The sequence below is a fragment of the Streptomyces sp. NBC_00425 genome (assembly GCF_036030735.1).
Taxonomy (GTDB): Bacteria; Actinomycetota; Actinomycetes; order Streptomycetales; family Streptomycetaceae; genus Streptomyces.
The window spans coordinates 9,715,505-9,729,223 of the sequence record NZ_CP107928.1; the positions used below are offsets into that span (position 1 = coordinate 9,715,505).

Below are 13,719 nucleotides of genomic sequence, written 5' to 3' on the forward strand. Positions count from 1 at the left end.
CAGAAGGAATCCGGACATGACCACCACCACGCGTACGCAAGCGAACGGCCCGGCCCGTGCCGCCCTGACCGCGGCCACCCGCAAGGAGCAGGCGCTGTGGCTGCTGGAGAAGCTCGTCCCGTCCGGAGCCGTCAACAACCTGTCCGTGGTGTTCTCCACCGACGAGCCACTGGGGGAGTGGGAACTCCAGCAGACCCTCGACGCCCTGCTCGCCCGGCACGAGAGCCTGCGCACCGTGTTCCACGACGCCGACGGCGCCCTGGTCAAGCAGACCGTCGCCGCCGGCCGGTTCGCCGTCCCCGTCGACACCCGGCCCACCGGTGACGGCGGCGCCGAAGCCGCCGTCGCCCAGCTCGTCGCCCGCCCCTTCGCCTTCGACGGCCGGCCCCTGGTGCGGGCCGGCCACTTCCAGGGCCCCGACGGCGACGTCTTCTGCCTCGTCGTCCACCACATCGTCTTCGACACCGTGTCCGCCGAGATCCTCCTGAGCGAGTTCACCCGCGTCTACGAGGCCGTCGCCGCCGGCCTCGCCGTACCCGACGACCTGGGGCAGCCCCGGCCCGCCCTCAACTCCTCGCCCTGCACCCCGCAGAGCCTCGCCTACTGGCGCCACCACCTGCGCGACTTCGACCCCACCGCGCTCGGCCTGAACTGCGGCACGGACGACCGCCCCGACCCGACCCTCACCGGCGGCTGCGTCCTGCACACGCTCTCCGACGCCGCCCGGGACGCGGTGGGCCGCCTCCAGAAAGAACTGCGCGCCCCGGAGGCGGTCATCCTGCTGGCCGCCTACTACCTGCTGCTCGCCCGCCACGGCGCCGGCCCCGACCTCGTCGTCGGATCACCCGCCAACGTGCGCCCCGCCACCGCCGCCGACGCCGTCGGCTACCACGTCAACACCCTCCCGCTGCGGGCCCGCGTCGACCTCGACGCCGGGTTCCGGGACCTCGCCGGCCAGGCCCGCGAAGCGTTCTTCGGCGCCATCAGCCACGCCGACGTACCCGTGGACGTCCTCCTCCCCGAAATCCAGCACACCGGCAGCACCTGGCGCAACACCCTCTTCCGGCACCTGTTCAACTACGTCCCGAACGTGGGGCCGACGACCTTCGAACTCGACGGCGCCACCGCCCGCCGCCTCCTCGTCGAGAACGGGTACAGCAAGTTCGACCTGGAGTTCTTCTTCCTCTCCTCACCCGAACAGCTCACCATCCGCGGCGTCCACTACACCGAGATCCTCAGCCGCACCGACACCGAACTCCTCCTGGAGCGCTTCGACGCCCTCCTCGTCGCCGTCGGCGACAACCCCGACCGGCCCATGGGGGAACTGTCCCTCTTCGGCGCACGCGACCACGCCGTCATCGACGCCGCCAACGACACCTCCACCGAGGTCGTGCCCGCCACCGTCGTCGAGGCAATCGCCGAAGCCGCCCGCCGCACCCCGCACGCCGTCGCCTTCGAGGACGGCGAACGCACCGTCACCTACAGCCAGTTGTGGCACACCGCCCTCGCCGACCGCGACGTGCTGCGAACGGCCGGCACCCGGCCCGGCGACATCGTGGCCCTCGGCGGACGCCGCAGCCCCGAACTGGCCGCGGCCGTCCTGGGCACCTGGCTCGCCGGCGCCGCCTACCTGCCGCTCGACCCCGACCACCCCGCCCAGCGCACCGCCTACCTCCTCCAGGACTCCGGCACCCGCACCGTCCTCGCCGCCCCCGACTTCGACACCGCCCACGCCGCCGACGACAGCGTCCGCGTCCACCCCATGGCGGCCCTCGCCGGACCCCACGACAGCTCGATTCCCCGCGACGACGACCTCGCCACCGCCCCCGCCCCCGGCGACACCGCCTACCTGATCTACACCTCCGGATCGACCGGCAAGCCCAAGGGCACCATCCTCACCCACCGCGGACTGGCCAACGCCATCGCCCACTTCGAGCGGGAGATCGCCCCCACCGCCGACGACGTCATGCTCTGGCTGACCACCTTCACCTTCGACATCTCCGCCCTGGAACTGTTCGTGCCGCTCATCGCGGGCGCCCGCGTCGCCGTGGCGCCCGACGCCGCCCGCCGAGACGGCCGCGTCCTGCTCGACGTCCTGCGACGCCACCGCGTCGGCATCATCCAGGCCACCCCCACCACCTGGAACCTCATCGCCGACGAAGCCGGCGACCTCCTCGCCCCCCTGCGCGCCATCACCGGCGGCGAACCCATGCCGCCCGCACTGGCCCGCAGGATCACCGCCACCGGCTGCCGCCTGATCAACATGTACGGGCCGACCGAGACGACGATCTACTCGACCTGCGGCGACATCCCGCCCGGCGCCGCGACCGTCGACATCGGCGCCCCCATGGCCAACACCCACCTGTTCATCACCGACACCGAAGGCCGCGAACTGCCCCTGGGCGTACGCGGCGAACTCTGCATCGCCGGCAGCGGCGTCGCCCTCGGCTACCACAACCGGCCCGAACTGACCATGGACCGCTTCGGCAGCCACCTCAAACTCGGCCTGTTCTACCGCACCGGCGACCTCGCCTGCTGGCGGCCCGACGGCACCGTCGCCCTGCACGGCCGCATCGACCGCCAGGTGAAACTGCGCGGCAACCGCATCGAACTCGGCGAGGTCGAAGCCGTCCTCCTCGAACACCCCGACGTCCAGGGCGCCGCCGTCGTCGTCGACGAAGCCGGCGCCGGACCCCTCCTGGTCGCCTTCGTGCAGACCGCCGCCGCCCCCGACACCGTCGCCGACCGACTCTGGGAGCACGCCCGGGCCACCCTGCCCGGCTCCTGCGTCCCACAGGAGTTCGTCGTCGTCGACTCCTTCCCCTCCACCGTCAGCCACAAGACCGACTACCTCGCCCTCGAACGCCTCGCCCGCCAACACCGCACCCGGCGCGCCGAAACCGCCGGCGCCGACCCGTACGGCGGCGACACCCTCGTCGCCGAACTCGTCGCCCTGTGGCGGGAACTGCTGCAACGCACGGACGTCGACGCCGACGCCAACTTCTTCGCCCACGGCGGCCACTCCCTGCTCGGCGCCCAACTCGTCCAACGCGTCGAGGACAGCCTCGCCACCCCCCTCGCCATGACCGACCTGTACGCGGACCCCACCCCGGCCCGCCTGGCCGCACGCGTGCGCCGGGCCCGCGGAGAGGAACCGACCCCGTGACGACGGCCGCACCCACCGGCGACGAGGCCAAACTCCTCGACTACCTCAAGCGGATGACCGTCGACCTGCGCGAGGCACGCCGCCGCGTCCAGGAACTCGACGACGCCGCGCACGAACCGATCGCCGTCGTCGGCATCGGCTGCGCCTACCCCGGCGCGGTCGCCTCCCCCGACGACCTGTGGCGCCTCCTCGACACCGGCGCCGACGCCGTCGGAGACTTCCCCACCGACCGCGGCTGGGACCTCGACGCGCTCTACCACCCCCACCCCGACACCCCGGGCACCTGCTACACCCGCAACGGCGCATTCCTGCCCGACGCAGCCTCCTTCGACGCCCCCCTGTTCGGCATCACCCCCAAAGAAGCCCTCACCATCGACCCCCAGCAACGGCTCCTGCTGGAGCACAGCTGGGAAGCCGTGGAACGCGCCGGCCTCGACCCGCGCACCCTGCACGGCAGCCGCACCGGCGTCTTCGTCGGCGTCATGTACAACGACTACGGCGCACGCCTGCGCCCCGTCCCCGACGGCTACGAGGGCTACATCGGCAGCGGCAGCGCGGCCAGCGTCGCCTCCGGACGCATCTCGTACTCCCTGGGCCTGCAGGGCCCCGCCCTCACCGTCGACACCGCCTGCTCGTCGTCGCTGGTCGCCCTCCACCTGGCCTGCCAGGCGCTGCGCCGCGGCGAATGCACCGCCGCCCTCGCCGGCGGCGTCACCGTGATGGCCACCCCCACCGTCTTCACCGAGTTCGCCCGCCAACGCGGCCTCAGCGCCGACGGCCGCTGCCGCTCCTTCTCCGCCGACGCCGACGGCACCGGCTGGGCCGAGGGCGTCGGCATGCTCTACCTGGAACGCCTCAGCGACGCGGTCCGCGCCGGACGACCCGTCCTGGCCGTCCTGCGGGGCAGCGCCGTCAACCAGGACGGCGCCAGCAACGGCCTCACCGCCCCCCACGGACCCTCCCAGGAACGCGTCATCCGCGACGCGCTCGCCGACGCCCGCCTCACACCCCACGACATCGACGCCGTGGAGGCCCACGGCACCGCCACCACCCTCGGCGACCCCATCGAAGGCCACGCCATCCAAAGCGTCTACGGAACCGGACGCGACCCCCAACGGCCCCTGTACCTGGGCTCGCTGAAATCCAACATCGGCCACAGCCAGGCCGCCGCCGGCATCGGCGGCGTCATCAAGATGGTGCTGGCACTGCGCCACGGCGTCCTGCCCAAGACCCTGCACGCCGAACGGCCGACACCGCACATCGACTGGACGGCCACCCCCGTGAGGCTGCTGCAGGAACCCGTCGACTGGCCGCGCACCGACCGCCCCCGACGCGCGGGCGTCTCCTCGTTCGGCATCAGCGGCACCAACGCACACGTCATCGTCGAAGAAGCCCCCCAGGCGACACCCCCCCAGGCGACAGCCCCCGAGACGACGGCGCCCGGCACGGCGACCCCCGCGACGGCCTTCGCCGTCCCCCTGTCCGCACACACCCCCAAGGCCCTGCGCACACAAGCGGCACGGCTCGGCGCACACCTCACGGCCCGCCCCGGCCTTGCGACCGGCGACGTCGCCCACGCCCTCGTCACCAGCCGCACCCTCTTCGACCACCGGGCCGTACTCGTCGCACCCGGCCGCGACGCCCTGCTCCAGGGCCTGGACAAACTCGCCCGCGGCACCGGCGCCCCGCACACCGTGCGCGGCGCCCCCGACCCAGCCGCCAAATCCCCCTGCGCGGTGCTCTTCTCCGGACAGGGATCGCAACGCCCCGGCATGGGCCGCGACCTGTACCAGCGCTTCCCCGCCTTCGCCGACGCCCTCGACACGGCCTGCGCCGCACTGGACCCCCACTTCGAACTACCCCTGCACGACGTCCTGTTCGGCACCGCGCAACCCCAGGACCTGATCAACCGCACCGCCTACACCCAGGCCGGCGTCTTCGCCGTCGAAGTCGCCCTGTACCGCCTCCTCGAACGCTTCGGCGTCACCCCCGGCTTCGTCGCCGGACACTCCATCGGCGAACTCACCGCCGCGCACGTCGCGGGCGTCTGGACACTGCCGGACGCCGCCCGGCTGGTCGCCGCCAGAGGACGGCTCATGCAGGCCCTGCCCGAAGGCGGCGCCATGCTCGCCGTGCAGGCCACCGCAGCCGAACTGCAACCCCTGCTGGCCGGCCGCGAACACGAGATCGCGCTGGCCGCCGAGAACGGCCCCGCCTCCGTCGTCGTCTCCGGCGACACCGCCGCCGTACAGGAACTGGACACCCACTGGCGCGAACACGGCAGGCGGACCAAACGGCTCCAGGTCAGCCACGCCTTCCACTCACCGCACATGGACGCCATGCTCGACGACTTCCACCGCGTCGCCAAAGAACTGACCTACCACCGGCCGCAACTGCCCATCATCTCCCACCTCACCGGCGAGACGTCCCCCGAAGCGCTCCTCACCCCCGAATACTGGGTACGCCACGTCCGCGAACCCGTCCGCTTCGCCACCGGCGTCCGCCGGCTCACCGCCCACGGCGTCACCACCTTCGTCGAAGCCGGCCCCGACAGCGTCCTGACGCCGATGGTCGCCGAATGCCTCGACGGCGCGCCCGGCGACGCCGTCGCCCTGTCCCGCCGCGACCAGAGGGAACCCGAGGCGTTCCTGGCAGCGCTCGCACGCCTCCACGTGCGCGGCGCGGCCGTCGACTGGGCCGCGCAGCACGACGGCCAGACGGCCGCCCGCGCCGAACTGCCGACCTACCCCTTCCAGCGCCGCCGCTACTGGCTCGACGAGGTCACCCCGGCCACGCCCCGAACCGCGCACGGCCCCGCACCCCAGGCCCCCACGACCGACCAGGACCCGGACGGCGACGAGACATGGGCCGCGCGCCTCGCGGCGGCGGCGCCCGCCGACCGGCACGCGCTGATCCTCACCTGCGTCGTGGAAGCCGCCGCGGAGGTCATGGGCGCCGACTCGCCCGACACCGTCCCGCTCGGAACACCGCTGCTCGACCTGGGATTCACCTCCCTCATGGCGGTCGACCTGCGCAACAAGGTGACCCAGGCGACCGGAGTCGACCTGCCCCCCACGGTCGTCTACGACCACCCCACATTCGAAGCGATAGCGAGCCACGCGCACGCGCTGATGAGTACGGATTGAGGCTGCCTTTCATGTCGAACACGTCGCACCAGTCGTTCGGGGAAAACGCCGTCGCCGTGGTCGGCATCTCCTGCCGCCTGCCAGGAGGAGCGCACGGGCCGGGGCAGTTCTGGGAGCTGCTGGCCGAGGGCCGCGACGCCGTCCGGGAGGTCCCCGCCGACCGCTGGAACGCCGACGCGTTCTTCAGCGAGGACCCTTCCGCGCCGGGCCGCGCCGTGGCGCGGCGCGGCGGGTTCCTCGACCGGGTCGACGGGTTCGACGCGCGTTTCTTCGGGATCTCGCCGCGGGAGGCCACCGCGATGGACCCCCAGCAGCGCCTCGTCCTGGAACTGGCCTGGGAAGCCCTCGAGAACGCCGGGACGGTCCCGGACCGTCTGCGGGGCAGCCGCGCCGGCGTGTTCGTCGGCGCGATGGCCGACGACTACGCGACCCTCGTACGCCAGGCCGGTGTGGAGGCCGTCGGCACCTTCACCTCCACCGGCCTGGCCCGCAGCGTCATCGCCAACCGCGTCTCCTACCTGCTGGGCCTCACCGGCCCCTCGCTGACAGTGGACTCGGGCCAGTCGTCCGCGCTGGTCGCCGTCCACCAGGCCTGCCAGGCACTGGCCCGCGGAGACGTGGAGTGGGCCCTGGCCGGCGGCGTGAACCTGATCCTCGCCCCGGAGTCGCAGGTCACCGTCTCCAAGTTCGGCGGAATGTCGCCGCAGGGCCGCGCCTATGTCTTCGATGAGCGGGCGGAGGGTTATGTGCGGGGCGAGGGCGGTGGCCTCGTGGTGCTGAAGCGGCTCTCGGACGCGGTGGCGGACGGCGACGACGTGGTGTGTGTGATCGCGGGCGGCGCGGTGACCAACGACGGCGGCGGTGCGGGGCTGACGGTTCCTTCCGCGGCGGGTCAGGAGGAGGTGCTGCGTCTGGCGTATGCGGATGCGGGCGTCTCGCCTACGGCGGTGGGTTATGTGGAGTTGCACGGGACGGGGACGCGGGCGGGCGATCCGGTGGAGGCGCGGGCGCTGGGCGCGGTGCTGGGCCGGGCCGAGGGCCGCGGGGAGCCGTTGCGGGTGGGGTCGGCCAAGACGAACGTGGGGCATCTGGAGGGCGCGGCGGGCATCGTCGGCCTGATCAAGGCGGCGCTCGCGGTGCGGCATCGGCTCATTCCGGCGAGCCTGCACTTCCGCTCGCCGGCTGCGGGCATCGACCTGCAGGAGCTGAACCTGCGGGTGCAGACCCAGACGGAGCCCTGGCCGCAGCACGACGACGCGGCCCCGGTGGCGGGTGTGTCCTCGTTCGGGATGGGCGGCACCAACTGCCACCTCGTCCTCACCGCCGGACCCGAGCGGCCGCCGGCCGAGACCGCGCTTGAGGATCCCGCGGTCGGTGGTGGCGTGGTGCCGTGGACGCTGTCCGCGAAGACGCCTGCCGCGCTGCGCGAACAGGCCGCACGACTGGCGGAGTTCGTGCGAGGTGCCGGTTCGGATCCGGTGGATGTGGGGTGGTCGCTGGCGGTGACGCGGTCGGTGTTCGAGCACCGGGCGGTGGTGCTGGGCGAGGGTCGTGAACAGCTCCTGGCGGGCCTGGACGCGCTGGCGGCCGGCAAGAGCGGCGCGGATGTGGTGCGGGGCCGCGCCACCGGCGCGGGCGGGCTTGCGGTGATGTTCTCCGGGCAGGGCAGCCAGCGTGCCGGGATGGGGCGGGAGTTGTATGCGGCGTTCCCGGTGTTCGCGCAGGCCTTCGACGCGGCGTGCGCCCACCTGGATGGGGAGCTGGGCCGGTCGTTGAAGGCGCTGGTGTTCGCGGAGGAGGGCAGCGCCGAGGCGGCGTTGCTGGAGGAAACCCAGTTCACGCAGGCGGCCCTGTTCGCGGTGGAGTCGGCGTTGTTCGCTCTGGTGTCGTCGTGGGGGGTGCGCCCGGACGCGGTGATCGGGCATTCGGTCGGCGAGGTTGCGGCGGCGTATGCGGCGGGGGTGTTCTCGCTGGCGGACGCGTGCCGGCTGGTGGCGGTGCGGGGCCGGCTGATGCAGGCCGCCCGGGCGGGCGGCGCGATGATCGCCGTCGCCGCGCCCGCGGCAGACGTGGCGCCGGTGGTGGCGTCGTTCGGGGGGCGGCTGGCGCTGGCGGCGGTCAACGGGCCTTCGGCGGTCGTCGTCTCCGGCGACGCCGACGCCGCCGGGGAGCTCGCGGAGCGTTTCCGGCAGGAGGGGGTGCGCGTCAAGCGTCTGGCGGTCTCGCACGCCTTCCATTCCCCGCACATGGACACCGCGGTCGCCCGGTTCGAGGAGGCCGTCGCCGGGATCGTGTTCCGTGAGCCGCGGCTCGCGGTGATCTCCAACGTCACCGGCGCCCCAGCCGGCGAAGGCGAGCTGACCGACCCGGGGTACTGGGCGGGGCACATCCGGGCGGCGGTCCGCTTCCACGACGGCGTCCAGGCCCTGCACGCGCGCGGGATCACCGCCTACCTCGAACTCGGCCCCGACCCCGTCCTGACCGCCCTCGTCAAGAACACCCTCGACACCCACACCGACACCGACACCGGCACCACAGGCAGCGTCACCGCGGTCGCGGTCCTGCACAAGGACAAGGACGAGACCCGCACCGCCCTGCGCGCCCTGGCCGCAGTCTCCACCACCGCCACCCCCGCCGACTGGACCCCCCTCCTGGGCGCCGGCCGGCGTATCACCCTGCCCACCTACGCCTTCCAGCACAAGCGGTACTGGATCGACACCCCCGGCCGCACGGCTCCGGCTCCGGCCTCGGCCGACGCCGCCCCCGACGCCGCCCCCGACGCCGGCCTCGACTCCGAAGCCGAGAACGACACGGAGGCGGACGGTCACGACTGGGCCGAGCGGCTGCACGGTCTGAGCGACTCGCAGCGCATCGCGCTGATCGCCGAACTGATCAGCAGGCACACCGCCGAGATCCTGGAGTACGGCGCCGAGAACGAGGTCGACCCGGCGCTGCCGTTCAAGGAGCTCGGCTACAACTCCCTGACCTCCGTCGACCTGCGCTCCAGCCTGTCCGCCGACCTCGGCGTCGCGCTGCCCCCGTCCCTCGTCTACGACTACCCGACCCCCGAGATCCTGGCCCGGCACATCGTGACGACCCTGCTCGGTGTCGCCGACGCGCCCGAGCACGTCGAGAAGTCCGCCCTGTCGGACGAGCCGCTGGCCGTCGTCGGCATGGCCTGCCGCTACCCCGGCGGAGTGGCATCGCCGGACGACCTGTGGCGTCTGATCAGCACGGGCACTGACGCCATCGGCCCGCTGCCCGACGGCCGGGGCTGGGACCAGGACGACCTCTACGACCCCGAGCGCGGCAGCGCCGACAAGACCTACACCCGGCACGGGGGCTTCCTCTACGACGCCGACATGTTCGACGCCGCCTTCTTCGGCATCAGCCCCCGCGAGGCCCAGGCCATGGAACCCCAGCAGCGCCTGCTGCTGGAGACCGCGTGGGAGTCCCTCGAAACGGCCGGCATCCTCCCGCACACCCTCAAGGGCAGCCGCACGGGTGTCTTCGTCGGGGCGATGACGCAGGAGTACGGGCCGCGCCTGTACGAACCCGCGAAGGACGCCGGGGGCTATCTGCTGACGGGGACGACGGCGAGTGTGGCGTCGGGGCGTATCGCGTACACGTTGGGGCTTGAGGGTCCGGCGGTGACGGTGGACACGGCGTGTTCGGCGTCGTTGGTGGCGTTGCATCTGGCGGCGCAGTCGTTGCGTGCGGGGGAGTGCGCGCTGGCGTTGGCGGGCGGGGCGACGGTGATGGCGTCGCCGGGGATGTTCGTGGAGTTCTCGCGGCAGCAGGGCCTGTCGGCGGACGGCCGCTGCAAGGCGTTCTCGCAGGACGCGGACGGCACCGGCTGGGGCGAGGGTGTGGGGGTGGTGGTGCTGGAGCGGCTGTCCGACGCGCGCCGCAACGGCCACGAGGTTCTGGCCGTCGTCCGCGGCAGCGCGGTCAACCAGGACGGCGCCAGCAACGGGCTGACGGCTCCGAACGGGCCGTCGCAGCAGCGGGTGATCCGCCAGGCGCTGGCGAACGCGGGTCTGTCGGGCGCGGACGTGGACGCGGTGGAGGCGCACGGCACGGGCACCAGGCTCGGCGACCCGATCGAGGCGCAGGCCCTGCTGGCCACCTACGGGCAGGAGCACACGCCTGAACAGCCGTTGTGGCTGGGGTCGTTGAAGTCGAACATCGGTCACACGATGGCGGCGGCCGGGGTCGGCGGTGTGATCAAGATGGTGATGGCGCTGCGGCACGGGGTCCTGCCGCGCACGCTGCACGTCGAGGAGCCGACGGCCCGGGTGGACTGGGCGGCGGGAGCGGTGTCGCTGCTCGCGCGGGAGCGGCCGTGGCCCGAGGCCGGGCGGCCGCGCCGGGCGGCCGTCTCGTCCTTCGGGATCTCCGGCACCAACGCCCACCTCATCCTGGAACAGGCGCCCGGGCAGGGGACGCCCGAGGCGACGGACGCGACAGGACCCGCGTCCGCGGCCGAGTCCGCTGCCGCCGAGGATGCGGCCGCTGCGCAGGCGGCTGCGGCTGTGGTGCCGTGGGTGCTGTCGGCCAAGACCCCCGCCGCGCTGCGTGAACAGGCCGCCCGCCTCGCCGAGTTCACCACCGCCAGGCCGGACATCTCACCGCTGGCCGTCGCATCGGCACTCGCGAGGTCACGGACCCGGTTCGACCACCGCACCGTCCTCACGGCCACGGACCGAGAAGGCCTGATCGCGGCCGCCCAGGAACTGGCCCGCACCGACTCAGCTCTGCCCCCGGTCGTTTCGGGTCGGACGGTGTTCGTGTTTCCGGGGCAGGGGTCGCAGTGGTTGGGGATGGCGGCGGGGTTGTATGCGCAGGCGCCGGTGTTCCGGGCCCGGTTGGAGGAGTGTGCGCGGGCGTTGTCCGAGTTCGTGGAGTGGGATCTGCTTCAGGTGCTGCTGGGGGAGGGCGACGGCGCTCTGTTGGAGCGGGTGGATGTGGTGCAGCCGGCGTTGTGGGCGGTGATGGTGTCGCTGGCTGAGTTGTGGCGTTCGTTCGGGGTGGCGCCGGATGCGGTGGTGGGGCATTCGCAGGGGGAGATCGCGGCGGCGGTGGTGGCGGGTGCGTTGTCGCTGGGGGACGGTGCGCGGGTGGTGGCGTTGCGCAGTCGGGCGATCGTGGCGTTGGCGGGGCGTGGGGGGATGGTGTCGGTGGCGTTGCCGGTGGAGCGGGTGCGTGCGGTGGTGGGGCGGTGGCCGGGTCGGGTGTCGGTGGCGGTGGTGAACGGTCCGTCGTCGACGGTGGTGTCGGGTTCGTGTGAGGTGTTGGAGGAGTTGGCGGGGTTGTGGGAGGGGGAGGGGTGCGGTGGCGTCGGGTGCCGGTGGATTATGCCTCGCATTCGCCTCATGTGGAGGTGTTGGAGGAGGAGTTGGCGCGGGTGTTGGAGCCGGTGGCGCCGCGGGTTCCGGTGGTGCCGTTGTATTCGACGGTGTCGGGTGAGGTGGTGGCGGACGCGTCGTTGGACGGGGGGTATTGGTATCGGAATCTGCGGGGGACGGTGGAGTTCGAGGGTGCGGCGCGGCGGTTGCTGGCGGACGGGTTCACGGCGTTCGTGGAGTGCAGTGCGCATCCGGTGCTGACGGTGGGGCTGGGGGAGACGTTCGACGCGCTGGGTGCGGATGTGGCGGTGGCGGTGGGGTCGTTGCGGCGTGACGAGGGCGGGATGGAGCGCTTCGCCCGTTCGTTGGGGCAGGCGTGGGCGCACGGCGTTCCCGTCGACTGGACGCCCCTCCTCCCGGCCGCGACGACCGGAGTGCCGCCGGTCGGTCTGCCCACCTACGCCTTCCAGCGCACCCGCTACTGGCTCGACCCGGTCGGGCCCACGAGTGCCGACGTCTCCGCCGCCGGCCTCACCGCCGCCGCACACCCCCTGCTCGGCGCGGTGGTCGAGCTCGCCGGCACGCAGAGCGTGGTGCTGTCGGGGCGGCTGTCGCTGAAGTCGCACGGCTGGCTGGCCGATCACGCGGTGGCCGGGACGGTGCTGCTGCCCGGGACGGCGTTCGTGGAGATGGCGCTGCGCGCCGGCGACGAGGCGGGCTGCGACGTCCTGGACGAACTCACCCTCCAAGCGCCGCTGCTCCTGCCCGAAGGCACCGCCGTCCGCCTGCGGGTCGAGGTCGGCGAGCCCGACGAAGCCGGCCGCAGGGCCGTCGCGATCCACTCCCGGACCGACGCCGAAGGCTCCGCCTGGACCTGCCACGCCACCGGCGAACTCGGCATCGCACCACCGGCCGCACCTGCGGGTGAGGGGCTGGTGTGGCCGCCGGAGGGTGCGCGGGCGGTGGATGTGGGCGGTCTGTACGGGGCGTTGGCGGGGGCCGGCTATGAGTACGGGCCGGTGTTCCAGGGTGTGGGCGCGGTGTGGCGCCGGGGTGCGGAGGTGTTCGCCGAGGTCGCTCTGGGGGAGGGGGAGCGGGAGGCGGTGGCGGGGTTCGGGGTGCATCCGGCGTTGCTGGACGCGTCGCTGCATGCCGGGCTGCTGCCGGCGGGAGAGGCGGCGGGGGAGGGCGCGGGCGGGCCGCGGCTGCCGTTCGTGTGGTCGGGTGTGCGTCTGCACGCGACGGGTGCGGCGGCGGTGCGGGTGCGGATCGTGCCGGCCGGCGAGAACGGGCTGGGCCTGGAGCTGTTCGACGAGGCGGGGCGTCCGGTCGCCTCCGTCGCCTCGCTCGCCCTGCGCCCCGTCGACCCCGCCCAACTGGGCGGCACCCCTTCCACCATCGTCGACGACGCCCTCTTCCGGCTGAACTGGACGATCCTGCCCGCCCCGAGCACCGTCCCGGACCCCGCCCCCGCACGGCTCCCGGCACTGATCGGGACCGGCGCCGCCCCGGACCACGTGCCGACACAGCCGTACGCGGACCTCGACGCCTTCGCCGACGCGACGGCCCTCGACACCGCCGGCCCGCCCGACGCGCTCCTCGTCCTGTGCGCCCGGCCGGGCGACGACCGCCTCGGCGCGGACGCCGCGCACCGGGCGCTCCAGCGGGCCCTGGACGCCGTGCAGTGCTGGCTGGCCGACGAGCGGTTCGGCACCGCCAGACTCACCGTCGTCACCCGTGGCGCGGTCTGCACCACCCCGGGCGAGGGACCCGCGGACCCCGCCCACGCCCCGGTCTGGGGACTGCTGCGCACGGCGCAGACGGAGAATCCCGGCCGCTTCGCCCTGATCGACCTGGACGACGACGAGCGCTCCGGCCGCGCACTGGCGACCGCCCTCGCCTCCGGCGAGCCACAACTCGCCCTGAGAGAAGGAGAGTTGCTCGTCCCGCGGCTGGTCCGAGCGGCGCATCAGCCCGACACCCTGACACCGCCGGCCGGCGCCCCGGGCACTCCCTGGCACCTCGACGTGAGCACCCGAGGCACCCTGGAGGCGCTGAC

The 13,719-nt window shown here is 73.4% G+C and carries 2 protein-coding genes and 2 pseudogenes; all 4 read left to right on the forward strand.

Features of this window, described 5'->3' with window-relative positions; translation table 11 throughout:
* Positions 1–16: 16 nt before the first annotated feature.
* Positions 17–3,166, forward strand: coding sequence for a non-ribosomal peptide synthetase (locus OHS82_RS42985; RefSeq protein ID WP_328432908.1), 3,150 nt, complete (start codon positions 17–19; stop codon positions 3,164–3,166).
* The gene (locus OHS82_RS42990; protein WP_328432907.1) at positions 3,163–6,312 is read left to right on the forward strand and encodes a type I polyketide synthase; all 3,150 of its coding nucleotides are present in this window, start codon (positions 3,163–3,165) and stop codon (positions 6,310–6,312) included. The genes OHS82_RS42985 and OHS82_RS42990 overlap by 4 nt, the downstream gene beginning before the upstream one ends.
* An 11-nt stretch (positions 6,313–6,323) precedes the next feature.
* Positions 6,324–10,991: pseudogene (locus OHS82_RS43690) on the forward strand (beta-ketoacyl synthase N-terminal-like domain-containing protein); the annotation flags it as partial.
* 165 nt (positions 10,992–11,156) lie between these two features.
* A pseudogene (locus OHS82_RS43695) lies at positions 11,157–13,603 on the forward strand (acyltransferase domain-containing protein); the annotation flags it as partial.
* Positions 13,604–13,719: the final 116 nt, after the last annotated feature.

What these genes read in the sequence shown, in the direction of transcription:
- OHS82_RS42985 (WP_328432908.1), top strand. Translation starts at nt 17, where the DNA reads ATGACCACCACCACGCGTACGCAAGCGAACGGCCCGGCCCGTGCCGCC.